At 65.1% G+C, this 21,785-nt stretch carries 27 protein-coding genes; all 27 read left to right on the top strand.

Annotated features, from left to right (window positions below):
• A partial coding sequence (locus AX721_RS02585) for a hypothetical protein (RefSeq protein WP_231754696.1) occupies nt 1–585 on the top strand: 585 nt, incomplete at its 5' end.
• A 556-nt stretch (nt 586–1,141) separates the two neighbouring features.
• Entirely contained in the window at nt 1,142–1,468 is a 327-nt protein-coding gene (locus tag AX721_RS02580; protein WP_027297060.1) for a DUF736 domain-containing protein, read from the top strand.
• A gap of 167 nt (nt 1,469–1,635) precedes the next feature.
• Nucleotides 1,636–1,878: a helix-turn-helix transcriptional regulator gene (locus tag AX721_RS02575; protein WP_027297061.1), complete on the top strand. Its 243-nt coding sequence runs from the start codon at nt 1,636–1,638 to the stop codon at nt 1,876–1,878.
• Nucleotides 1,879–1,956: 78 nt separating this feature from the next.
• Nucleotides 1,957–2,259, top strand: a complete 303-nt coding sequence (locus AX721_RS02570; RefSeq protein ID WP_058454244.1) for a DNA -binding domain-containing protein — start codon at nt 1,957–1,959, stop codon at nt 2,257–2,259.
• 115 nt (nt 2,260–2,374) lie between these two features.
• Nucleotides 2,375–2,683: a transcriptional regulator domain-containing protein gene (locus AX721_RS28720; RefSeq protein ID WP_072492857.1), complete on the top strand. Its 309-nt coding sequence runs from the start codon at nt 2,375–2,377 to the stop codon at nt 2,681–2,683.
• Between the two features lie 43 nt (nt 2,684–2,726).
• Nucleotides 2,727–3,131, top strand: coding sequence for a DUF2285 domain-containing protein (locus AX721_RS26650; protein ID WP_082657578.1), 405 nt, complete (start codon nt 2,727–2,729; stop codon nt 3,129–3,131).
• Nucleotides 3,132–3,257: 126 nt separating this feature from the next.
• The gene (locus tag AX721_RS02560; RefSeq protein ID WP_024350838.1) at nt 3,258–3,542 is read left to right on the top strand and encodes an AlpA family transcriptional regulator; all 285 of its coding nucleotides are present in this window, start codon (nt 3,258–3,260) and stop codon (nt 3,540–3,542) included.
• 13 nt (nt 3,543–3,555) lie between these two features.
• Nucleotides 3,556–4,443, top strand: coding sequence for a replication initiator protein A (locus AX721_RS02555; RefSeq protein WP_058454246.1), 888 nt, complete (start codon nt 3,556–3,558; stop codon nt 4,441–4,443).
• Nucleotides 4,444–4,651: 208 nt separating this feature from the next.
• Complete coding sequence (gene parA, locus AX721_RS02550) at nt 4,652–5,290, top strand: ParA family partition ATPase (RefSeq protein ID WP_027297065.1); 639 nt, start codon at nt 4,652–4,654, stop codon at nt 5,288–5,290.
• The gene (locus AX721_RS02545) at nt 5,287–5,541 is read left to right on the top strand and encodes a hypothetical protein (protein ID WP_058454247.1); all 255 of its coding nucleotides are present in this window, start codon (nt 5,287–5,289) and stop codon (nt 5,539–5,541) included. Before parA ends, AX721_RS02545 begins: the two co-directional genes overlap by 4 nt.
• Complete coding sequence (locus AX721_RS02540) at nt 5,538–6,059, top strand: DUF2840 domain-containing protein (RefSeq protein ID WP_058454248.1); 522 nt, start codon at nt 5,538–5,540, stop codon at nt 6,057–6,059. Before AX721_RS02545 ends, AX721_RS02540 begins: the two co-directional genes overlap by 4 nt.
• A complete protein-coding gene (locus tag AX721_RS02535) occupies nt 6,056–6,601 on the top strand; it encodes a S26 family signal peptidase (protein ID WP_058454249.1) in 546 nt (181 codons plus the stop codon). The genes AX721_RS02540 and AX721_RS02535 overlap by 4 nt, the downstream gene beginning before the upstream one ends.
• Before the next feature lie 46 nt (nt 6,602–6,647).
• Complete coding sequence (locus AX721_RS02530; protein WP_058454250.1) at nt 6,648–6,995, top strand: DUF736 domain-containing protein; 348 nt, start codon at nt 6,648–6,650, stop codon at nt 6,993–6,995.
• A gap of 3 nt (nt 6,996–6,998) precedes the next feature.
• Nucleotides 6,999–7,760, top strand: coding sequence for a lytic transglycosylase domain-containing protein (locus AX721_RS02525; protein ID WP_058454251.1), 762 nt, complete (start codon nt 6,999–7,001; stop codon nt 7,758–7,760).
• Nucleotides 7,761–8,004: 244 nt separating this feature from the next.
• Nucleotides 8,005–9,744 carry a VirD2 family relaxase/mobilization nuclease gene (locus AX721_RS02520; RefSeq protein ID WP_058454252.1) on the top strand — a complete coding sequence of 580 codons (1,740 nt, stop codon included), beginning with the start codon at nt 8,005–8,007 and terminating at the stop codon, nt 9,742–9,744.
• Nucleotides 9,745–9,769: 25 nt separating this feature from the next.
• Nucleotides 9,770–11,755: a conjugal transfer protein TraG gene (locus AX721_RS02515; RefSeq protein ID WP_058454253.1), complete on the top strand. Its 1,986-nt coding sequence runs from the start codon at nt 9,770–9,772 to the stop codon at nt 11,753–11,755.
• Between the two features lie 9 nt (nt 11,756–11,764).
• Complete coding sequence (locus AX721_RS02510) at nt 11,765–12,196, top strand: hypothetical protein (protein ID WP_024350828.1); 432 nt, start codon at nt 11,765–11,767, stop codon at nt 12,194–12,196.
• Nucleotides 12,197–12,413: 217 nt separating this feature from the next.
• Entirely contained in the window at nt 12,414–13,346 is a 933-nt protein-coding gene (gene trbB, locus AX721_RS02505; RefSeq protein WP_231754695.1) for a P-type conjugative transfer ATPase TrbB, read from the top strand.
• Nucleotides 13,346–13,678 (top strand): TrbC/VirB2 family protein, encoded by a 333-nt coding sequence (locus AX721_RS02500; protein WP_024350826.1) that lies wholly within the window; start codon nt 13,346–13,348, stop codon nt 13,676–13,678. The genes trbB and AX721_RS02500 overlap by 1 nt, the downstream gene beginning before the upstream one ends.
• Nucleotides 13,678–13,959: a VirB3 family type IV secretion system protein gene (locus AX721_RS02495; protein ID WP_027297074.1), complete on the top strand. Its 282-nt coding sequence runs from the start codon at nt 13,678–13,680 to the stop codon at nt 13,957–13,959. The genes AX721_RS02500 and AX721_RS02495 overlap by 1 nt, the downstream gene beginning before the upstream one ends.
• A gap of 11 nt (nt 13,960–13,970) precedes the next feature.
• Nucleotides 13,971–16,424: a conjugal transfer protein TrbE gene (gene trbE, locus AX721_RS02490; protein ID WP_058454255.1), complete on the top strand. Its 2,454-nt coding sequence runs from the start codon at nt 13,971–13,973 to the stop codon at nt 16,422–16,424.
• A complete protein-coding gene (gene trbJ, locus AX721_RS02485) occupies nt 16,421–17,191 on the top strand; it encodes a P-type conjugative transfer protein TrbJ (RefSeq protein WP_029660577.1) in 771 nt (256 codons plus the stop codon). The genes trbE and trbJ overlap by 4 nt, the downstream gene beginning before the upstream one ends.
• 11 nt (nt 17,192–17,202) lie before the next feature.
• Entirely contained in the window at nt 17,203–17,589 is a 387-nt protein-coding gene (gene trbK-alt / locus AX721_RS26645; protein ID WP_070154328.1) for a putative entry exclusion protein TrbK-alt, read from the top strand.
• Between the two features lie 4 nt (nt 17,590–17,593).
• Complete coding sequence (gene trbL / locus AX721_RS02480) at nt 17,594–18,949, top strand: P-type conjugative transfer protein TrbL (protein WP_024350822.1); 1,356 nt, start codon at nt 17,594–17,596, stop codon at nt 18,947–18,949.
• Nucleotides 18,949–19,632, top strand: coding sequence for a conjugal transfer protein TrbF (trbF, locus tag AX721_RS02475; protein WP_024350821.1), 684 nt, complete (start codon nt 18,949–18,951; stop codon nt 19,630–19,632). Before trbL ends, trbF begins: the two co-directional genes overlap by 1 nt.
• Nucleotides 19,629–20,678 (top strand): P-type conjugative transfer protein TrbG, encoded by a 1,050-nt coding sequence (gene trbG / locus AX721_RS02470; protein WP_058454256.1) that lies wholly within the window; start codon nt 19,629–19,631, stop codon nt 20,676–20,678. Before trbF ends, trbG begins: the two co-directional genes overlap by 4 nt.
• The coding region (locus tag AX721_RS26640; RefSeq protein ID WP_156466971.1) for a TrbI/VirB10 family protein at nt 20,675–21,785 on the top strand (1,111 nt) is incomplete at its 3' end. The genes trbG and AX721_RS26640, both read left to right, overlap by 4 nt.

Genomic DNA, 21,785 nt, shown 5'->3' with positions numbered 1-21,785 from the left:
AATCCGCGCCCACCTTGCCGTGGAATTCGTGCCCGCGATCGCGTGGAATTCGCACCCGGCTTGTCATTCGCTATACTTCAGGCGCGCTGTGGTGGTGGTGGAGGCGCGATCGTCAGCCATGAACGATTGGAAACCACTGCCATGATCGTCTTTGCCATACTCGCATCCCTCTTCGCCGTCGGCCTGCTCTGCTGGCTGGTGTTCACCTTGGCCGTTTTCGCTCTGCCCGCCTTCGTCGGCGTGACGACGGGCGCCTGGGCCAACGAAGGCGGCGCCGGCATTGCCGGCGCTGTCGTCGTGGGCGCGCTCGCGGCGGCGATGACGCTCGCCATCGGGCACCTCCTGATCGCCTTCGTCCGCTCGATGTGGCTGAAACTCGTCGTGGCGATCGCCTTCGTCGCCCCGGCGGCGATCGCGGGTTTTCATGCCACCCATGGCATCGTGAAGCACCTGATGCCGTCGGAAGCGTGGCAGATGGCGTTTTCGATCTTCGGGGCCGTCGCGGTCGGGATCACCGCCTTCCTCCGGGTCGCTGGACTAGTGGCGACTCCCAGCCCATCCAGCCCGGACCTTACTCGGGCATGATCTTTGTCGACGTCGTCTCGGCGGACCGGAACAGCACCGAACAAAGCATATCCTCGTAGCCTCCGAGGTTGCAGATGAAGCGGTGGGTGCTGATTGTTCATCGCCCCGAAAAGCAACCCGCGGGGGAGCGCTTTGGGCAACACCGGCAGCGCATCCGTCCGTGCACCGAAGGCAGAGACACTCCCGGTGGCAGTGGACGGAGATGCTGGAGCAATGCCTGTCGATGGGGAACGAAGCCGCTGCGCACACCCTGCGCCAACTTGCCGATGCGGGAGGGTCGCCATCTTCTCCGTTATCTGACCGTGCCTAGACCGCTCCAAACGGCCTCTTCAATGGCCTGATCTGGCCGAAGTACGGCTTCGCCTCGATCGCCTATGACGCAACAGCCGCGTCGAACTTTCTTCCCCTGCCGGCTGCGCCGTCATTCCTCGCGAGACAAGAAAGCCCTCCTAAGCTGTCAGGCCCCTTCGGGGTGCGCCGTCGACCGCCTCCGGCCTGCCGATCGCCATCGAGGCCGCAATGGTGCGGGCTCGGGAACGGAAAACGGAGAATTACAATGGCGACCATCGGCACCTTCAAGAAGACCGGCTCGAACGAGTTCACCGGCGAAATCGTCACCCTCAGCGTCCAGGCCAAGGGCGTGCGCATCGTCCCCGATACCCGCGCCACTGGCGAGAACGCTCCCAGCCACCGCGTCCTGGTGGGCCGCGCCGAGATCGGCGCCGCCTGGTCGAAGCGCTCCAACGAGGGCCGCGACTATCTCGGCCTCAAGCTCGACGATCCGAGCTTCAACGCCCCGATCTACGCCAACCTCTTCGACGACGAGGACGGCGATACCTTCTCGCTGATCTGGTCCCGCCCGAGCGGGCGGCGCGGCGACTGAGGCCTCCGCGCAAGGCCCCGGCCAGAAGGTCGGGGCCTTTCAGCTTTCTGGCAACCGAATCAGCTGACGTTTGCCCGGTCGGCTTTGCGGTGGCCAAACTGGCATAGGGCGACTATTATAGTCGTAGTTCTGGCGTGCGCGTAGGTCCGAGTGGGAGGTGATCATGCATGATCACCGCCCGACAATCACGGGCCGCGCGCGCGTTGCTGGGTTGGACACAGGAGACGCTCGCTGACAAGGCTCGCGTATCTCTGACCGCCCTCAAGCGCCTCGAGTCCGCCAGTGGCCTCGAGGTGTACGAGAGCACGCGGGATGAGGTCAGGCGCGCTTTCGAACAGAATGGCGTCGTGTTCCTGAGCTCCGACCGTGGTGTGGGAGTGATGGTGGTTGATCGCAAAGGGCAAGCCTGACGGCACGCGAGGAGCGAACTCGCAAACGCCCCTCTCATCGGGTTGCGCTAGAAGCTCGCTCGTAAGATCGTTAACAAAATGCTCCAGTATGGATGGATATCCGCGCCGGGGAACGCCGTGACTACAAGCTTATTTCTTGATGAACCGCCAAGCAGCGCGACGCCGACCGCGTATGACGCGGCCAATGTGAAGCTTTACCTGCGTTTGCTGGATGCCGAAGCGCAAGGCGCTTCCTGGGCAGACGTCGTCGAGACGATTTTCGGGATTTCGGTGAACGCCGAGCCCGAGCGTGCCGAGCGCGTTCACCGCTCGCATCTCGCGCGCGCAAAGTGGATGACGAAGAACGGCTATAGCGGTTTGCTGGCCGGCCGCGTGAACTGAACGTGATGCAGGTTTCGCATCACGTTGCTCCGCCTTCGTTATTCCCAGCCCTCACACAACTTGGAATCGTGTCCGCAGCTCAATTCGCGCGCTAAAACTGCGGAGGCTGTGGAGGATGTCTGAAGAAGATTCTTGGCGGTCAGAGGCCGCTTACGACTATGTCGATGCTCTGTCTCCCGGAGATCTTGCCTGGGAGTTTTTGCGGAGAAACACCGAGTACCGGCGATCATACGACGAATTCCTCCAGGCAGGCGACAACACCGAAGAACTGACCCGGGAGTTTACATCCCGATGGGGGTTGCGATTTCCCGGCAGACCCTTCTGCATCTGCAATCGTCTCTCCAGTCTTTTGGGACGCCCACTTCGATCCATCGATCGTCGTCCTCGGCAAAATCCCGACGGCTCACACGCCTCCCTCACTTGACGATTTCATCAGGGCGCAGGCCATAAATGGCATCGATGGCGAGATGCTGCGCCTTCAGATCCGGGGCGAAAAGTTCGACGCTTCTTTCCGCGACGGTGCCGGAAGTCTCGCGGCCATGGTCCTTCTCGATGAGCTTACGCCCGACCGCCTGAGCGCGCTGGCTCGTTTTTGGGCGGCTCTCGCTGGAAAAACCGTCCCGCCGGATCCGCGTATCACCCGATCCCGACAAAAGCGGGCGCGCGAAATGCTGCGCGTCCTCGACGGTCGGGCATCCGGAGCGACGTATCGTGCAATCGCCGACGCCGTCTTTCCCAAACATGATCACGACGCAGCCTCGTGGGTAGGCAGCGCAATCCGCGAGACGACCATTCGCCTGGCTAGAGACGGCGCGAAGCTCGTCCAGGGCGGCTATCGTTCGATCTTGCGTCGGCCACGCCGAGACCGCTGACCCCCCAAAGGGTGTCGAACTTATCTCCTTTACTTCGACATCGTGCCGACCGCCGCAATCGCGCCACCGTGACCGCAATCCGCCGCCTGTCCGAGGCAGGCGCCGCGAAACCACGGAGGTTCGATCATGGACGAAACGGCCGCCCCCATGCCGCCACGCTACCTCAGGACAGAGGAAGCCGCGCGCTTTCTCGGGCTGTCGGAGCGCACGCTCGAAAAGCACCGAACATATGGCACCGGACCGACCTACCGGAAGCTCGGTGGACGGGTGGTCTATTCGCTGACCGACCTGCAGGCGTGGGCCGATCGCGGCTTGGTGACCTCGACCTCGGATCCGCGTGGCGGCATCGTCGCTCCTGCGAAAGCTGCGGCCTCCCAAGGCCGCAACGCCGGCACTTCCGGCCTTCGCTGATCCGGTCTCCGTGATGTCGTCCCGCCATCAACGCAGCGACGAGAGAGCGCAACTCGACCTCTTCCGGGCGCTGCCCGGTGACTTGGCGCCTCGCGATGCGCAGGACCTGATGGCCTATCCATTCTTCTCGCTCGCCAAGTCGAAGCGGCTTGCGCCGATCGACTTCAAGGCCGGCTCGGTCAAGATCCGTGTCGAGGCAGTGCCCGAGCATGGCATGGCGACGATCTGGGACGCCGACATCCTCATCTGGGCCGCCTCACAGATCGTCGAGGCTCGCGACGTGGGGCTCCAGCCATCGCGGCTGATGGCCACGACCCCGTATGAAATCCTGAACTTCATCGGCCGCGGCGTATCGCTGCGGGATTACGATCGGCTCAAGGCCGCACTCGACCGACTGCAGTCGACGACCGTCGCGACCTCGATCCGCCAGCCGACAGAGCGTCGGATGCACCGGTTCTCCTGGATCAACGAGTGGAAGGAACGAGCCGACCAACGCGGCAGGCCGCTCGGCCTCGAACTCATCGTTCCCGACTGGTTTTACAGCGCAGTGCTCGACGACGCGCTGGTGCTCACCATCGACCGCAACTACTTCGGCCTGACCGGAGGGCTGGAGCGCTGGCTGTACCGCCTGGTGCGCAAGCACGGCGGCAAGCAGGAGTTCGGCTGGAGCTTCGACTTTCCGCACCTCCATGCAAAGTCGGGTAGCCTCTCGCCGCTCAAGCACTTTGCCTACGACCTCCGCGAGATCGTCCGCCGGCAGCCGCTCCCCGGGTATCAGCTCACCATCGAGCAGTGCGTCGGCGGTCCCGACATCCTGTCCTTCGCACCCACCGATCCCGACGCGCTTGGCATTCCGCGCCGCCGTCGCCGCTCGAAAACTCGCCCTGGGGATAAGCTGTGAATCGTCTCGTGCTATCGGGGACCGGCACTATCGTGCCATCGGGGACCGAAGTCTCGTGCTATCGGGGACCGGATTCGACGAATCCTCGCGCTGAATCAGCGACTTGCAAGCCCTGTAACTTATCTAACCTAGATTCCTACGGAATCTTTCTAACGCGACCGTGCTTTTCGGCCGCTGTGGACGAGTCCCCGATCGCCGGGAGACCGTCATGATCGTCGCGCTGCTCAACCAGAAGGGCGGCGTCGGGAAGACGACGCTCGCCCTGCACCTCGCCGGCGAATGGGCTCGCCGTGGACAGCGCGTGACGCTGATCGACGCCGACCCCCAGGGTTCGGCGCTCGACTGGTCGCAGCAGCGCAGCCGAGAGGGGTTGGAGCGACTGTTCGGTGTCGTCGGCCTGGCCCGCGACACGCTCCACCGCGAAGCGCCGGAGTTGGCCCGCGACGTTGACCATGTCGTCATCGACGGCCCGCCGCGCGTCGCTGGGCTGATGCGCTCGGCGCTGCTCGCGGCCGATCTCGTGCTCATTCCGGTGCAGCCGTCGCCGCTCGATGGCTGGGCCTCCGCCGAAATGCTCTCGCTGCTCGGGGAGGCACGCATCTACCGCCCGCAGCTCGCCGCCCGCTTCGTGCTGAACCGCTGCGCGGCTCGCACCGTGTTGGCGCGCGAGACCGCCGAAACGCTCGCGGATCACGACCCGCCCTTGCTCTCGACCACGATCGGCCAGCGCATCGTCTTCGCCGATGTCGTGCAGACCGGCCGGCTCGCCGCCGAGCAGGACGAGGATTGCCCTGGCGCGCGCGAGATCGCCGCGCTCGCGGCGGAAGTCGCGAGGATCGGCGCATGAGCGCGCGGTCCCCGAAACGCAGCTTCGCGGCGCGTCCGGTCGATCCGGAGAGCTGGATCAAGGCGCCCGAGCGCCACCACCCGCGCGCACAAGCCGGCGAGGACTTCTCGGCGCGACTGACGATCGACGTGACTGCGGATATGCGCGGCCGCATCAAGATTGCCGCCTTCCAGCGCGGTCAGACCGTCGCCGACATGCTGCGCGCGCTGTTCGAGCGCGAATTCCCACCCCCCTCAGGAGAAGGATCATGACCGGCCATGTCGCCGCGCCAATGCGCGTCGGCCGCGCCGCCATCGAGCTGCCGGCCGACACTCTCACCCAGGTCGAACTTACTTGGGTCGAGAAGCGAACGGAGCAATGGATACGGTTCGGTCGCGAGCTACGCGAACAGATCCTCGACCGGCGCCGACGCATCCTCTTCTTCCCTCCCGGAAGTATCTTTGCGCTGGTCCGATGGGCCGCAAATGAGCACGGGACCGTGCTCTCGCGCCTCGACATCCTGCGTGCTGTTGAGCCTGCTGCGCCGTGCCAGACGATGCCGACCGTCACGCCCGGCGCGGACATCCTCTTGCGCGTCGACGGCTGGCCGAAGGTGGAGCGCATGCTCCAAGCCATCGACGCGATCGAGGCGCGCGGCATCGACCCGATCGAGGTCTCGCCGGATCATTGGCGTCACGTCCACAACCGGCTGACTGTCGGCGAAGCGCCGCGCGCCTACGGCCTGCGACAGCACCAGGCCTTTCTCCTACGTCGGGAGATCGGCGCATGACCCGGCTCTCCTACGCCATCGTCACGACGGCGGCCGTATCGCTTCTCGGCCTCGCCTCGATCGCCTCATTCGCGCCGCGCCTCATCTGGAACGCTTCAGCCAGCACGCCGGTCGGCTTCTACACAATCGGCGATGTGGGCGCCCTCGACGTGACCGATCTGGTGGCGGTCGACGCGCCCGAGCCGCTCGCAACATTCCTGTCCGATGGCGACTACCTGCCACGCGGCGTGCCGCTCTTGAAGCGCGTCGCCGCGCTCCCGGGTCAACGGGTTTGCCGGACCGGGCTCGCCATCACGGTCGACGGCCTGCCGATCGGCGACGCCCTCGATCGCGATCGTCGCGGTCGCCCGCTCCCCGTTTGGCAGGGCTGCCGCTTGGTCGCGGCTGGAGAGTTGTTCCTGATGAACTGGCAGGTCCGCGACAGTCTCGACGGCCGCTACTTCGGCCCGCTTCCGGCCACCGCCGTGATCGGCCGGGCCACCCCTCTCTACACCGACGAGGACGGCGATGGCCGCTTCGTCTGGCGCGCGCCGACGCGGTGACGGCGCGCCCATGACCCTGTCCACCGCAATCTTAAGGAGACGAACAATGCCCGTGATCGGTCAATTCATGCGCGAGAATGATGGCTTCATCGGCCATCTGACGACACTTTCCCTGCACCAGGACATCATCATCGTCGCGGCCGAGCCATCCGAAGCTGAGAACGCGCCCGACTACCGCGTCCATGTGCTCGACACCATGAGCAACGAGACCGGCGCGGAGATCGGCGCGGGCTGGAAGCGCACCGGCGAGAAGGCCGGCGAATACGTCTCGCTGCAGCTTGACGATCCGACCTTCGAACATCCGATCCGCGCCAACCTGTTCCAGTCGGCCGACGACAAGTCCGCCTGGGCCCTGCACTGGAACCGCCCGCCAAAGCGCGGCGAGCTGGACTGAACGATGCCCGCCACACGCATCAAACCTGTCGTCGGAGGGAGGATCGCCCTCCGACGTGCAGCTCTCCTTCTCCTTTCCGGCCTGGTCCTCGCCGGATCCGCCGCGAGCACTGCCTGCGCCCAGCAGGCGCAGGTCGAGCAGCCATCACGCAGCGATCCCTATGGCGCGTACATCGCAGAGGCGTCTCAGCGGTTTGGCGTTCCAGAAACGTGGATTCGTGCCGTCATGCGCGTCGAAAGCGCGGGCGATGTGCGCGCGATCTCGTCGGCCGGCGCAATGAGCCTGATGCAAATCATGCCCGCCACGTGGGAGGAGTTGCGCGTCCGGCATCGGCTCGGCGGCAACCCCTACGACCCCCGGGACAACATTCTGGCGGGTGCTGCATATCTGCGCGAGATGCACGACCGCTACGGATCGCCGGGGTTTTTGGCGGCGTACAACGCGGGTCCGGGCCGCTACGAAGAGTATCTCGCCGGCCGCCCATTGCCGGCCGAAACGCGCGCCTATGTCGCGACGCTCGCCCCCATCGTCGGGGGCGGTGAACTCACCGGCCCTGTCATGGTGGCGGCCGCCGATCCGCTAACTTGGACGAGAGCGCCGCTCTTCGTCGTACAGTCGGCCGGCAGAGAGGCTGCCGTGCCGTTGCAGTCTGACGGCAAGCCGGACACCGCCACGGCGGCGGCCCCGGTGCGCGATCAAGGCCCCGTGGCTTCGCCCACCGATGGCCTTTTCGTTACGCGCAGCGTTTCCGGGGGACCGCGATGACCGCGTTCGCACCCGTGCGTACCGTGGCGTGCCTTGGCGGGAGATGGGCAGTCTGCGGAGGGGGAGCAGTCAGCACAACCGAACGATGGCGAGATAAAAGCCGGCGATGTGCGGCTTGGTGCGGTCGTGTGTTTTCAGGGACTTATGGCGCATTTGCGCGAGGTGCGCCCAACTGGCGCAGCCTGCGCAATCGCCATTTTTCCAAGTGGTTCCTTCGCTTTGCGCGATGTGCGGAGCTTTGGCGATGAGCGGCGAGGACGATTTCCGCATCCGGCCTGGCCGCATCCGCTCGACACGCGCGCAACAGGCACGGCCCTTCATCGCTCAGGCACTTGCGGCCGCACAGCGGGCTGGCGGCCGCATCTCGCGCTCCGGCCAGATCACCACGAGCAATCGCTCGCGGTTCGGTCGCGGACAACGCGCGACAGTGCAGGCAAACCGGCTCCTGACCAGCCGGTCGCGCAACGTGGTTATCAAGACGCGCGTCGTGCGGCACACCGCTAAGGCCGCGCCGCTTAGCGCCCACCTCAGCTACCTCCGGCGCGAGGGTGTTACCCGGGACGGGGAGAAGGCCCAGCTGTTCGGTCCCGAGACCGGAGACGCCGATCCGAAGGCCTTCGCTGAGCGAACCCAGGACGACCGCCATCATTTCCGCTTCATCGTCTCACCGGAGGACGCAACGGAGATGTCCGACCTCAGGACATACGCCCGCGACCTGATGGGGCAGATGGAAAAGGACCTCGGCACCAAGCTCGATTGGGTCGGCGTCGATCATTGGAACACCGACAATCCCCATGTCCACATCATCCTGCGGGGACGTACCGACGACAGCCAGGACCTCGTAATCTCCCGCGACTACATCAAGGAAGGCATGCGCGCCCGCGCGCAAGACCTCGTCACCCAGGAACTGGGGCCCCGCACCGAGCAGGAGATCCGTCGTAACCTCGGACGTCAGGTCGAGGCGGAACGCTGGACCGATCTCGATCGGCAGATCTCCCGCGACAGCTATCGCACCGGCATCGTCGACCTCGCGCCACGTCCCGATCAGAAGCCTGACGAGTTCCACGCGTTGAAGGTCGGCAGGCTGCGCAAGCTGGAGACGCTTGATCTCGCCGATCAGGTCGGTCCCGGTCAGTGGGTTGTCTCGGAGACTGCGGAGAAGACGCTGCGCGCCCTCGGTGAACGCGGCGACATCATCAAGCGCATCCATCGTGGCCTGACCGAGCGCGGCATAGAGCGTGGCGCCGGAAGCTATGTGCTCGCGGGCGAAAGCATCGATGACCCTGTCATCGGGCGTCTGGTCGATCGCGGTCTCGACAACGAACTGAAGGGCACGGCCTACGCCGTAGTCGACGGCACCGACGGGCGAACCCATCATATTAAGCTCCCCGATCTCGACGCGGCTGCCGACAGCGCGCCGGGTTCGATCGTCGAGCTGCGCAAGTTTGACGACGTGCAGGGCCGCCGCCGTGTCGCACTCGCTGTTCGATCCGATCTCGATATCGAACAGCAGGTCCATGCGACCGGCGCCACCTGGCTCGACCGGCAGGCCATCGCCCGCGAACCGGTGGCTCTCGGTGGTGGCGGCTTTGGCGCGGAGGTGCGGCAGGCAATGGACCGACGCGCCGAGCATCTTATCCACCAAGGGCTCGCCGAACGGCAGACCCGTGGCGTCAGCTTCTCGCCCGGACTGATCGACTCGCTGCGCCAGCGCGAGGTCGAAGCGCTCGGCGAGAAGCTCGCGGCCGAAACCGGCCGGCCATTCACCAAGGCCGGAACGGGTGAGTATGTAGCGGGCACCTATCGGCAACGCTTTGCGCTCGCCTCGGGCCGCTTCGCCATGATCGACGACGGGCTCGGCTTCCAGCTCGTGCCCTGGACGCCGTCTCTCGAACGTCAACTCGGCCAGCACGTCTCCGGGGTCTCACGCGGGGGCGGCGGCGTCGACTGGAGCTTCGGCCGCAATCGCGGCCTCGGCATGTAGCCCCACCAAGAAAGGAGTGCCTGCCATGTCGGCGACGAAAATCCTCTGGGGGCAGATCCTCACCGTGTTCCTGATCGTCTTGATGACGACCTGGGGCGCCACGCAATGGACAGCCTACCGTCTCGGCTTCCAGCCCCAGCTCGGTCAGCCTTGGTTCGAACTGGCCGGATGGCCGATCTATTATCCCCCGGCCTTCTTCTGGTGGTGGTATTTCTACGACGCCTATGCGCCGCCGATCTTCGTCGAGGGCGCCTACATCGCCGCGTCGGGTGGCTTCATCTCCATCGCCGTCGCGATCGGCATGTCGGTATGGCGGGCGCGTGAAGCCAAGAATGTCGAGACCTATGGCTCGGCCCGCTGGGCACGACCGGAAGAGGTGAAGGCGGCAGGACTGCTCGGCCCCGACGGAGTCGTACTCGGCAGGCATGAGCGCGAGTATCTCCGCCATGACGGTCCGGAGCATGTGCTGTGCTTCGCGCCGACCCGTTCCGGCAAGGGCGTGGGCCTGGTGGTGCCTTCGCTCCTGACCTGGCCGGGGTCGGCGATCGTCCACGACATCAAGGGCGAGAACTGGACGCTCACCGCCGGCTATCGCGCACGGCATGGCCGCGTGCTGCTCTTCGATCCGACGAACGCGAAGTCGGCGGCCTACAACCCACTGCTCGAAGTGCGCCGCGGCGAATGGGAAGTCCGCGACGTGCAGAACATCGCAGACATTCTCGTCGACCCGGAAGGCTCGCTCGAAAAGCGAAATCACTGGGAGAAGACATCGCACGCGCTTCTGGTCGGCGCGATCCTGCATGTCCTGTACGCAGAGGCCGACAAGACGTTGGCCGGCGTCGCCGCCTTCCTCTCCGATCCGAAGCGCCCGATCGAGTCGACGCTCGCGGCGATGATGAAGACCGCCCATCTCGGCGAGGCCGGTCCACATCCGGTGATTGCCAGCGCCGCCCGCGAGCTGCTCAACAAGTCCGATAACGAGCGCTCCGGGGTGTTGTCGACAGCGATGTCGTTCCTCGGCCTGTATCGCGATCCCGTGGTCGCGGCAGTTACCCGTCGGTGCGACTGGCGCATCGCCGACATGGTCGGCGGCAAGTATCCGACCACGCTCTACCTCGTGGTGCCGCCATCTGACATAAACCGGACCAAGCCGCTGATCCGCCTGATCCTTAATCAGGTCGGCCGCCGTCTGACCGAGGACCTCCAGGCGAAAGGCAATCGCCATCGGCTGCTGCTCATGCTCGACGAGTTTCCTGCGCTTGGGCGCTTGGACTTTTTCGAGAGCGCGCTCGCCTTCATGGCGGGTTACGGTCTGAAGGCGTTCCTCATCGCGCAATCGCTGAACCAAATCGAGAAAGCCTACGGTCCGAACAACTCGATCCTCGATAACTGCCATGTGCGCGTCAGCTTCGCCACCAACGACGAGCGAACTGCGAAGCGCGTTTCGGATGCGCTTGGCACCGCGACCGAAATGAAGGCCATGAAGAACTATGCCGGCCACCGGCTATCGCCCTGGCTCGGCCACCTGATGGTGTCGCGCTCGGAGACTGCACGGCAATTGCTCACGCCGGGCGAGATCATGCAGCTCCCGCCGTCAGACGAGATCGTCATGGTCGCCGGCATCCCGCCTATCCGCGCAAAGAAGGCACGCTATTACGAGGATCGTCGGCTTCAGGAGCGCATCCTTACGCCTCCCGCACTCACGAAGCCCGCAAGCGCTCGAGCCGACGATTGGAGCGCGCTCGCCATACCGGAACCTCCCGTGCTGAGTGCGCCAGCTACGGCAGATAACCTAGCCGACGACGACCCGACGGACTCCGAGCAACGGCATCAGCCTGAACTGAGCCGCATGAAAACCGTCGAACGCAAGGCGATCGTCGACAACGAATTCGAGATCGATCCTCGCGACGACGTCGATGAGGATGCTGCGCGCCTCAGCCGCATGACGCAGACCATGCGCCAGGTCGCTCGGCAGGCATCGCTCGATCCTGGCGATGGCATCGATCTGTAGGAGGCGGGGGTGACCAAACCTTTGAAGAAGCAGCGGCTGTCGGTCTATCTCGACCCGGACGTCATGAAGGCGCTCGCAGCCCATGCTGCCCGGCGCGATCTGTCCCTGTCACTGGTAGCCGAGGCCGGTATCGCTTCATTCCTCTCGCCGGACGCTGCCGAGCGTCAGGAGGCCGCGACGACGAAGCGGCTTGACCAGCTCGACCGACGCATGGCGCGCATGGAGCGCGATCTGGGAATATCGGTCGAGACGCTCGCCGTGTTCATCCGCTTCTGGCTGACCTCCAACCCGCCGTTGCCGGAGCCGGCGCAGGTCGCGGCTCGCGCCAAAGCGTCGGAGCGCTACGAAGCCTTCGTGACCGCGCTCGGCAGACGACTCGCGCAAGGTCCGAAGCTCAGGCAGGAAATCGCGGAAGACATCCCCGCGCGCGACGCGGAATAATCACTGTTTGACGTATCACAAGTATTCGACCGTTCCGCCGTTTCCCTGTCTTTGTACGCCACAGTACGACGGCCACATGATGGTTGTTGTCACGCCATGATTTCTGCCTCTTCTACTCATCCCCGATCCAGGGGCGCCCGCGGCGGTCCCGCAAAAGAACGGGGACGACGTGACGGCAGCTCACCAGAAATCGGAGGCGATCCTTCGCGGTGCTCGGATGCTGCGCACTGCGCTCGGCCCGGCGATCGCCACGTTTCTGGAAGACCCCGCGATCGTCGAGGTGATGCTCAACCCCGACGGGCGGCTCTGGGTCGACCGGTTGTCGGAAGGTCTCTCCGACACCGGTGAACGCCTATCTCCAGCCGACGGCGAACGCATCGTTCGACTTGTCGCACATCACGTCGGGGCCGAGGTTCATGCCGGGGCGCCCCGCGTCTCCGCCGAACTGCCTGAAACAGGGGAGCGGTTTGAGGGCCTTCTGCCGCCGGTGGTGTCAGCGCCGGCTTTCGCGATCCGGAAGCCAGCCGTCGCCGTGTTCACGCTCGATGACTATGTCGCGGCTGGCATCATGCTGTCCGACCAAGCCGAAACGCTGCGTCAGGCCGTTCTTCATAGGCGGAACATCCTCGTCGCCGGCGGCACCTCCACCGGTAAGACCACGCTCACGAACGCCCTGTTAGCGGAGGTATCGAAGACATCCGATCGCGTCGTGTTGATCGAGGACACCCGTGAACTGCAATGCGCCGCGCCAAACCTGGTCGCAATGCGCACGAAGGACGGCGTCGCTTCTCTCTCCGATCTTGTCCGTTCCTCGCTGCGTCTTCGTCCCGACCGCATCCCGATCGGCGAAGTGCGCGGTGCAGAGGCGCTCGATCTGCTGAAGGCCTGGGGCACCGGCCATCCCGGCGGCGTCGGCACGATCCACGCCGGCACCGCTATCGGCGCTCTTCGCCGGATGGAGCAACTCATCCAGGAAGCCGTCGTCACGGTTCCGCGCGCGCTGATCGCCGAGACCATTGATCTGGTTGCGGTGCTCTCCGGCCGCGGCTCCTCGCGCCGCCTGACCGAGCTTGCCCGCGTCGAAGGCATGGGCCCCGACGGTGACTACTGCGTCACTCCAACAATTCCGTCCATCTCAGGAGACAGGTAATGATCAAGCATGCCCTGCGCATCCGCCGTCACATCGCCACGGCGGCTTCCGTCACTTTCATTTCCATAGCCCTCGCACCTGCCGCTCATGCGTCCGGTTCGTCGATGCCATGGGAAGCTCCTCTGCAGTCGATCCTCGAATCGATCGAGGGCCCGGTCGCAAAGATCATCGCGGTGATGATCATCATCATCACCGGCCTGACTCTCGCCTTCGGCGACACGTCGGGCGGAGCGCGCCGCCTGATCCAGATCGTGTTCGGCCTGTCGATCGCCTTCGCCGCGTCGAGCTTCTTCCTGTCGTTCTTCTCGTTCGGCGGCGGGGCGCTTGTCTGATGGCCGTTGGAGCGGATCATAGCGCGGACGTGCCGGGCTTTTCCGTGCCGGTTCATCGTGCGCTGACCGAGCACATCCTGCTCGGCGGTGCGCCGCGCTCGCTCGCGATCCTCAATGGCACCCTGGCCGCCGCGCTTGGCTTGGGCCTTCGCCTTTGGCTGGTCGGGCTGGCGCTATGGGCAGTCGGCCACTTCGCCGCCGTCTGGGCGGCCAAACGTGATGCGCAATTTGTCGACGTCGTGCGCAAACATCTGCGCATCCCCGGCCACTTGGCGACTTGAGGAGCCGGGCAGTGATGAACCTATCCGAATACCGCAATCGGAATACCCGGCTTGCCGACTTCCTACCCTGGGCGGCGCTCGCCGGCGAAGGCGTCGTCCTCAACAAAGACGGCAGTCTGCAGCGTTCGGCCCGCTTTCGCGGTCCTGACCTCGACAGCGCAGTGCCAGCCGAGCTCGTCGCCGTCGCTGGCCGGCTGAACAACGCCTTCCGTCGCCTCGGTTCCGGCTGGGCCATATTCGTCGAAGCGCAGCGCCATGGCGCGGTGTCATATCCGGCAAGCACATTTGCCGACAGCGCTTCGGCGCTTGTCGATGCCGAGCGCAAGGCAGACTTTGAAGAAGCCGGCGCCCATTTCGAGTCCAGCTACTTCCTCACATTCCTTTATCTACCGCCGGCCGAGGATGCCGCCCGTGCCGAGACCTGGCTCTACGAGGGTCGGGACCATGCCGGCGTCGATGCGCGCGAAGTGCTCCGAAGTTTTGTCGATCGCACCGACCGTATCCTCAACCTGATAGACGCCTTCATGCCGGAGTGCGTATGGCTCGATGACGCCGAAACGCTCACCTACCTGCATTCGACGATCTCGACGAAGCGCCATCGCGTCCGCGTGCCCGAAACGCCGATGTACCTCGACGCTTTGCTCGCCGATCAGCCGCTTACCGGCGGGCTGGAGCCCCGGCTTGGAGATGCGCACGTACGCATCCTCACTATCGTCGGCTTCCCGACCGCGACGACGCCCGGCATCCTCGACGAGCTGAACCGGCTCGCCTTTCCCTATCGCTGGTCGACCCGAGCGATCCTGCTCGACAAGACCGACGCGACCAAGCTGCTGACGAAGATCAGGCGGCAGTGGTTCGCAAAGCGCAAGTCGATCGCCGCCATTCTCAAAGAGGTGATGACCAACGAGGCATCGGCGCTCGTTGACACTGACGCAGCCAACAAGGCCGCTGACGCTGATATGGCGCTGCAGGAACTGGGCGCCGACTATGCCGGCCAAGCCTACGTGACCGCGACCATCACCGTCTGGGACGATGATCCCCGCGTCGCGGCCGAGAAGCTCCGGCTTGTGGAAAAGGTCATTCAGGGCCGCGACTTCACGGCGATGACTGAGACCATCAATGCTGTCGACGCCTGGCTGGGCTCACTCCCCGGGCATGTCTACGCCAACATCCGCCAGCCGCCCATCAGCACATTGAATCTCGCTCACATGATCCCGCTGTCAGCGGTGTGGGCGGGACCGGAACGGGACGAGCACTTCGATGCACCCCCACTGCTTTACGGCAGAACGGAGGGCTCGACCCCGTTCCGGCTTTCCATCCACGTCGGCGATGTCGGTCATACGCTGATCGTCGGGCCGACCGGCGCCGGTAAATCGGTGCTTCTCGCACTCATGGCGCTCCAGTTCCGCCGCTATGCACAATCTCAGGTCTTCGCCTTCGACTTCGGCGGATCGATCCGCGCCGCGGCGCTCGCCATGCAGGGCGACTGGCATGATCTCGGCGGCGGTTTGACCGAGGGTTCCGAGGAGAGTGTGTCGCTCCAGCCGCTCGCCCGCATCGACGACGTCGCCGAGCGCGCCTGGGCCTCCGACTGGCTGATCGCGATCCTCTCCCGAGAGAGCGTGCCGGTCACGCCCGAGGTCAAGGAGCATCTGTGGTCGGCGCTTTCGTCGTTGGCGTCAGCGCCGGTCGCCGAGCGCACGTTGACCGGGCTGTCGGTACTTCTCCAGTCCAATGACCTGAAACAGGCGCTGCGACCCTACTGCGTCGGCGGCCCCTATGGCCGGCTGTTGGACGCTGAGGCCGAGCATCTCGGCGAGGCGCATGTCCAGGCTTTCGAGACCGAAGGTCTGATCGGCACCGGTGCAGCGGCAGCGGTGCTCGCCTATCTCTTCCATCGCATCGAGGACCGCCTCGACGGCCGGCCGACACTCCTGATCGTGGATGAAGGTTGGCTCGCCCTCGACGACGACGGCTTCGCCGGACAACTCCGCGAATGGCTGAAGACGCTGCGCAAGAAAAACGCCAGCGTCATCTTCGCCACCCAGTCGCTCTCCGACATCGACGGCTCTGCGATAGCGCCGGCGATTATCGAGAGCTGCCAAACGCGCATCCTCCTGCCGAACGAGCGCGCGGTCGAGCCGCAGATCACCGCGATTTACCGCCGCTTCGGTCTCAACGACCGGCAGATCGAAATCCTCGCGCGGGCAACGCCCAAGCGAGACTATTACTGCCAGTCGCGACGGGGCAATCGCCTGTTCGAGCTGGGCCTGTCGGATGTGGCGCTGGCGCTGTGCGCAGCCTCATCCAAACAGCATCAAGCGATGATCGCCGATGTCCACGCCCGAAGCGGCACCGAGGGGTTCCTCGCCGAGTGGCTGGCGGCCAACCGACTCGACTGGGCTGCCGACCTGATCACCGACCTCACCAACGTCAATCAACAAGACCCGGAGGCACGTCCATGACACGTCTGATTCAAACCCACAGTCGCGCACTGCGCGTGACGGCCGCACTCCTCGCGGTCCCGCTCGCACTTTCACCGGTCCTCAGCACCCCGGCTGCCGCTCAGTGGATCGTCTACGACCCAACGAACTATGCCCAGAACGTCCTCACTGCGGCGCGGACCCTCCAGCAGGTGAATCAGCAGATCACTCAGCTTCAGAACGAAGCTCAGATGCTGATCAATCAGGCGCGCAATCTTGCCAGCCTCCCGCACTCTTCGCTTCAGCAGCTTCAACAGTCGGTTCAGCGGACGCAACAGCTTCTGAGCGAGGCGCAGGGGATAGCCCTTAACGTCCAACAGATCGACCGAGCATTCCAGACCACCTATGGCAATGCCTCGATGTCCGCCTCGGATCAGGCGCTCGTCACACAGGCGCGGGAGCGCTGGCAGAACACTGTCGGTGGTCTGCAGGACGCTATGCGGGTCCAGGCGGGTGTTGTCGGCAACATCGACACCAACCGTACGGAGATGTCAGCGCTTATCGGCCAAAGCCAGGGCGCGACGGGGGCGTTGCAGGCGACGCAGGCCGGCAATCAACTGCTCGCACTGCAGGCCCAACAGCTCGCCGACCTCACCGCCGTCGTCGCCGCTAACGGGCGCGCTCAGAGCCTATCCGAAGCCGAGCGCGCCGCAGCGGCGGAACAGGGTCGTGAGCAGCGCCGTCGCTTTCTCACGCCCGGCAGCGGCTACCAGCCGGGCAATGCGCGCATGTTCCCGAACGGCAATTGAGGGGACCGACCGTGGACGGCAAATTGGTCGCTCGGATGGGCGCCGTGATTTTCGTCGCGGTTGCGGTCACCGCGACCGCGATCGAGATGTCCCGGAAAGAGGAAGTGCCTGAGGCTTGGTCGTCCGGACGAACGCCTCAAGAAACTGCGGATCCCCTGCGCGACGCGCTCATCCGCTGCCAGGCACTCGGTGAAGAAGGTCCGCGAGACCCCGCCTGCCGCCGGGCCTGGGCCGAGAACCGACACCGCTTTCTCGCGCCCGGTTCTCGTCCCGTCGAGCGCTTGCCGGACGTAGCATCACCCATCGGTGACGTCTTCAGCCCTCAACCACGAGGGACAGACGCGCAAGATCACGCGCCGACCGCGCCGAGCACGCCACAGATCAACGAAGCGCGATAGCATCATGGGCAACACCGGCGTCATCGACCACTTCCTCGAGGTCTTCACTCGCTACATCGACAGCGGGTTCGGCCTGCTTAGCGGAGAGGTCGCCTTCATCGCCACGACCCTGATCGTCATCGACGTGACGCTCGCGGCACTGTTCTGGAGCTGGGGCGCCGACGACGACATCATGGCGCGGCTGGTGAAGAAAACGCTCTTCGTCGGCGTCTTCGCCTACATCATCGGCAACTGGAACAACCTCGCACGTATCGTCTTCGAGAGCTTCGCCGGTCTCGGGCTGAAGGCGAGTGGCACCGGATTTTCAACTGCGGACCTCATGCGCCCGGGAAGAGTCGCGCAGACCGGCCTAGACGCCGGTCGACCATTGCTCGACTCCATCTCCAGCCTGATGGGCTACTGGTCGTTCTTCGAGAACTTCATCCAGATTGCCTGCATGTTTCTTGCCTGGGCGCTGGTCCTGCTCGCCTTCTTCATTCTCGCCATCCAGCTGTTCGTCACCCTCATTGAATTCAAGCTGACGACGCTCGCCGGCTTCGTCCTGATCCCGTTCGGCCTGTTCGGCAAATCCGCGTTTATGGCCGAGCGCGTGCTCGGCAACGTCATCTCCTCCGGCATCAAGGTTCTGGTCCTCGCTGTCATCATCGGCATCGGGTCAACGCTCTTCTCAGAGTTCACTTCCGGTTTTGGCGGGCAGAATCCGTCGATCGACGAAGCCATGGCGATCGTGCTGGCCGCGTTGTCACTTCTCGGCCTCGGCATTTTTGGTCCCGGAATCGCCACCGGGCTCGTTTCTGGCGGCCCGCAGCTCAGTGCAGGCGCGGCGATAGGAACCGGCCTCGCAGCGGGCGGCGTGGTCGCTCTTGGCGCCGGCGCCGTCGGTGCAGCAGCCTCCGGCGGCGCGGCCTTGGCAGGCGGTGCGGCAGCCGCAGCTCGTGGTGGCGCCGCCATCGCGGGTGGAGCGTCCACAGCCTACAGCCTTGGCGCAGCCGGACAGTCCGGCGCGGCCGGGGTGGCCTCCGGCCTCGGAGGCGTTGCGCGTGCAGGCGGCAGCGCGGCTGTCTCACCTCTGCGCCGTGCCGCATCGCGCGCTGCCGACACAATGAGGTCAAGCTTCAACGCAGGCGGCAAAGCGGCGTTCGAAGCGACAGGCGGAACGTCCACCATGGGCTCGATAGGGGGTGATGCCGCCAGCGATGGCGCGGCGCCTGCGAGCGCTGGCGGGCCGCCGGCTTGGGCGCAGAGAATGCGCCGGTCCCAGCAAATGACTCACGCCGCCCAGGCCACGGCTCATGCCGTCCGCTCTGGCGACGCCCATGGCGGCGGTTCCTCGGTAAATCTGACTCAAGGCGACCGCTAATGTTCAAACGACCATCCACTCACTACGGCAAGGCACCCGAGCCGGAGACGCCGTATCAACGTGCTGCCCAAGTCTGGGACGATCGGATCGGGGCCTCCAGGATCCAGGCGAAAAACTGGCGGCTGATGGCTTTCGGCTCGCTGATCCTTACGGCGGGGTTCGCCACCGCCCTCGTCGTGCAATCAGCTCGCGGGACCGTCGTGCCGTGGGTCGTGCAGGTCGATCGACTGGGTCAGTCCCAGGCGGTCGCACCCGCCGAGGCCGACTTCCGGCCCACCGATCCACAAATCGCCTTTCATCTCGCGCGCTTCATCGAACAGGTTCGCAGCATCCCGGCGGACGCGATCATCGTGCGCCAGAACTGGCTACGGGCGTACGACTTCACCACTGATCGCGGCGCCATGGCGCTCAACGACTATGCTCGCTCGAACGACCCGTTCACGCGGGTCGGCCGACAGCAGGTTGCTGTCGATGTCTCAAGCGTCATCCGCGCCTCGCCCGACAGCTTCCGCGTCGCCTGGGTCGAGCGCCGCTATGAGAACGGCCAGCTCGCCGAGACCACGCGCTGGACCGCGATCCTGACGATCGTCGTGCAGGTCCCCCGCAACGCCGATCGGCTGAGGGCAAACCCGCTCGGCATCTATGTCAACGCCATCAATTGGTCACGGGAGCTTGGGCAATGAAGCCGTCTTTCCGTAAAGCCGGAAACCCGGCTTCACACGCACTTGTAATCCCGGCTCTCCGCAGAGCCGCAATCCCGATGGTCCTGCTGGCGACAACTGCGCTCGCGGGCTGCGCCACCACGAACCCACCGCCCGAGATCTCCTACGACAACGCGGCTCCCGCCGTGCAGACCGTCGATCCGCCAGCGCCCGTCACCGTGGTCGAACTGCCGCGGCCGCTGCCGCTACCCGGCCAGTTGCAGCGTGTGCCGGAGACGCGACGCGCGCCCGAGCCCGCCAACCCAACGGCGCGCGTCAACCAGGCTAATGAGGCGGCCCGCGTCCAGCCGGTGCGCGACGGCTTCATCAACTCCATGCAGGTCTATCCCTGGACGCAAGGCGCGCTCTATCAGGTATATACCGCTGTCGGTCAGATCACCGACATCGCGCTTCAGCCCGGCGAACAGCTCGTCGGCGCAGGCCCTGTTGCGGCCGGGGACACGGTGCGCTGGATCATCGGCGACACCGAGAGCGGATCGGGCGCGACGCGCCAGATCCACATCCTCGTGAAGCCCACACGGGCCGACCTGATGACGAACCTGGTCATCAACACCAACATGCGCACCTATCACATGGAGTTGCGGTCGACAGAGCGAACCTACATGGCTTCAGTGTCCTGGCAGTATCCGCAGGATCAACTCATCGCGCTGCGCCGGCAGAATTCCGACGCGCAGGCCGCTCAACCGGTTGCGAGCGGTGTCGATCTCGCGAACGTCAATTTCCGCTATGCCATCGAGGGTGACCGCGCTCCTTGGCGCCCACTGCGCGCCTTCGACGACGGTCGCCAGGTCTTCATCGAGTTTCCGCGAGGCATTGGTCAGGGCGAGATGCCGCCGCTCTTCGTCGTCGGGCCCGAGGGCAACACCTCAGAACTGGTGAACTACCGCGTTCGCGGCCACCACATGATCGTCGATCGACTCTTCGCGGCGGCGGAACTGCGGTTCGGTTCCGGTCGCGAGCAGAAGCGCGTCAGGATCGTCCGAACCGACGGGAGGCCCACCTCGTGAGCGCGAACTCGCCCCCAAATGAGGAAGTGCCAGACGATGATGCACAGCCCCTGACCGGCGAGCCGGTCTTGCCAGCGCCGATGCGTCTGCGCGCCGAACCGCCCCGCGTCACTCGACTATCGCGCAAGGTCCTCGCCGGCCTTGGTCTTGTCGCCAGCGTCGGCCTTGGTGGTGCACTGCTCTACGCGCTCCAGACGCGCGACGCCGGTCGGCCCAACGACGAACTCTATTCGACCGAGAATCGCTCGACGGCTGACGGCTTGGCCGGCCTGCCGCGAGATTACAGTGGCGTGCCCCAACTCGGTCCGCCCCTTCCCGGTGACCTCGGCCGACCGATCCTCAGCACCCAGGATCGCGGACAGCCGGTGCCCGCTCCCGTTATCGCCACGCCCAACCCCGGTATCAGCGCGGAAGAGCAGCGCCGCCTTCAGGAGATCGAGACCGCGCGGACCAGCCGCCTCTTCTCCGGATCGGACAGCCGGGGCGCTCCCGCTGCAGCGGGAGCTGCCCCAGCACTCCCGCACGCTCCGGATTTGGCGAGCCTCGGCCTCGCGCCTCCGCCGGCCACACCCTCCGCGCAGGAGCGTCAGAACGCTTTCCTGAACGCAGCGACCGATCGACGGACGGTGTCGCCCGATCGCGTCGTTGCTCCAGCGTCGCCAAATGTACTTCAGGCCGGCGCAGTTATCGCGGCAGCTCTTATAACCGGCATCCGATCCGACCTCCCGGGCCAGATCACCGCTCAGGTGACCGAAAACATCTACGACAGCCCGACAGGGCGCATTCTGCTCGTGCCACAAGGCACGCGCATTATCGGCCAGTACGATAACAATGTGCAATTCGGTCAAAGCCGCGTCCTGCTAGTCTGGAATCGACTGATCTTCCCAAATGGCCGTTCGATAGTGCTCGAGCGCCAGCCCGGCGCAGACGTCGAAGGCTATGCCGGCCTGCAGGATGGCGTCGATTACCACTGGTGGGATCTTGCCAAGGCCGCCGGTCTCTCGACTCTTCTCGGAGTCGGCGCCGAGCTCGCCGCCGACAATGACGACCGTTGTCAAACGGCGTTCAAAAGGGACCCCCGATCGGCGTCGAAGAGGGACCCCCTTT

This window comes from Phenylobacterium sp. CCH9-H3, assembly GCF_001557235.1.
GTDB lineage: Bacteria > Pseudomonadota > Alphaproteobacteria > Caulobacterales > Caulobacteraceae > Phenylobacterium.
Note: the sequence above shows the minus strand (reverse complement) of the source record. Positions and strands in the feature narration are given on the sequence as shown.

What these genes read in the sequence shown, in the direction of transcription:
- AX721_RS02580 (WP_027297060.1), top strand. Translation starts at nt 1,142, where the DNA reads ATGGCGACCATCGGCACCTTCAAGAAGACCGGCTCGAACGAGTTCACC.
- AX721_RS02575 (WP_027297061.1), top strand. Translation starts at nt 1,636, where the DNA reads ATGATCACCGCCCGACAATCACGGGCCGCGCGCGCGTTGCTGGGTTGG.
- AX721_RS02570 (WP_058454244.1), top strand. Translation starts at nt 1,957, where the DNA reads ATGCTCCAGTATGGATGGATATCCGCGCCGGGGAACGCCGTGACTACA.
- AX721_RS28720 (WP_072492857.1), top strand. Translation starts at nt 2,375, where the DNA reads ATGTCTGAAGAAGATTCTTGGCGGTCAGAGGCCGCTTACGACTATGTC.
- AX721_RS26650 (WP_082657578.1), top strand. Translation starts at nt 2,727, where the DNA reads ATGCTGCGCCTTCAGATCCGGGGCGAAAAGTTCGACGCTTCTTTCCGC.
- AX721_RS02560 (WP_024350838.1), top strand. Translation starts at nt 3,258, where the DNA reads ATGGACGAAACGGCCGCCCCCATGCCGCCACGCTACCTCAGGACAGAG.
- AX721_RS02555 (WP_058454246.1), top strand. Translation starts at nt 3,556, where the DNA reads ATGTCGTCCCGCCATCAACGCAGCGACGAGAGAGCGCAACTCGACCTC.
- parA (WP_027297065.1), top strand. Translation starts at nt 4,652, where the DNA reads ATGATCGTCGCGCTGCTCAACCAGAAGGGCGGCGTCGGGAAGACGACG.
- AX721_RS02545 (WP_058454247.1), top strand. Translation starts at nt 5,287, where the DNA reads ATGAGCGCGCGGTCCCCGAAACGCAGCTTCGCGGCGCGTCCGGTCGAT.
- AX721_RS02540 (WP_058454248.1), top strand. Translation starts at nt 5,538, where the DNA reads ATGACCGGCCATGTCGCCGCGCCAATGCGCGTCGGCCGCGCCGCCATC.
- AX721_RS02535 (WP_058454249.1), top strand. Translation starts at nt 6,056, where the DNA reads ATGACCCGGCTCTCCTACGCCATCGTCACGACGGCGGCCGTATCGCTT.
- AX721_RS02530 (WP_058454250.1), top strand. Translation starts at nt 6,648, where the DNA reads ATGCCCGTGATCGGTCAATTCATGCGCGAGAATGATGGCTTCATCGGC.
- AX721_RS02525 (WP_058454251.1), top strand. Translation starts at nt 6,999, where the DNA reads ATGCCCGCCACACGCATCAAACCTGTCGTCGGAGGGAGGATCGCCCTC.
- AX721_RS02520 (WP_058454252.1), top strand. Translation starts at nt 8,005, where the DNA reads ATGAGCGGCGAGGACGATTTCCGCATCCGGCCTGGCCGCATCCGCTCG.
- AX721_RS02515 (WP_058454253.1), top strand. Translation starts at nt 9,770, where the DNA reads ATGTCGGCGACGAAAATCCTCTGGGGGCAGATCCTCACCGTGTTCCTG.
- trbB (WP_231754695.1), top strand. Translation starts at nt 12,414, where the DNA reads ATGCTGCGCACTGCGCTCGGCCCGGCGATCGCCACGTTTCTGGAAGAC.
- AX721_RS02500 (WP_024350826.1), top strand. Translation starts at nt 13,346, where the DNA reads ATGATCAAGCATGCCCTGCGCATCCGCCGTCACATCGCCACGGCGGCT.
- AX721_RS02495 (WP_027297074.1), top strand. Translation starts at nt 13,678, where the DNA reads ATGGCCGTTGGAGCGGATCATAGCGCGGACGTGCCGGGCTTTTCCGTG.
- trbJ (WP_029660577.1), top strand. Translation starts at nt 16,421, where the DNA reads ATGACACGTCTGATTCAAACCCACAGTCGCGCACTGCGCGTGACGGCC.
- trbL (WP_024350822.1), top strand. Translation starts at nt 17,594, where the DNA reads ATGGGCAACACCGGCGTCATCGACCACTTCCTCGAGGTCTTCACTCGC.
- trbF (WP_024350821.1), top strand. Translation starts at nt 18,949, where the DNA reads ATGTTCAAACGACCATCCACTCACTACGGCAAGGCACCCGAGCCGGAG.
- trbG (WP_058454256.1), top strand. Translation starts at nt 19,629, where the DNA reads ATGAAGCCGTCTTTCCGTAAAGCCGGAAACCCGGCTTCACACGCACTT.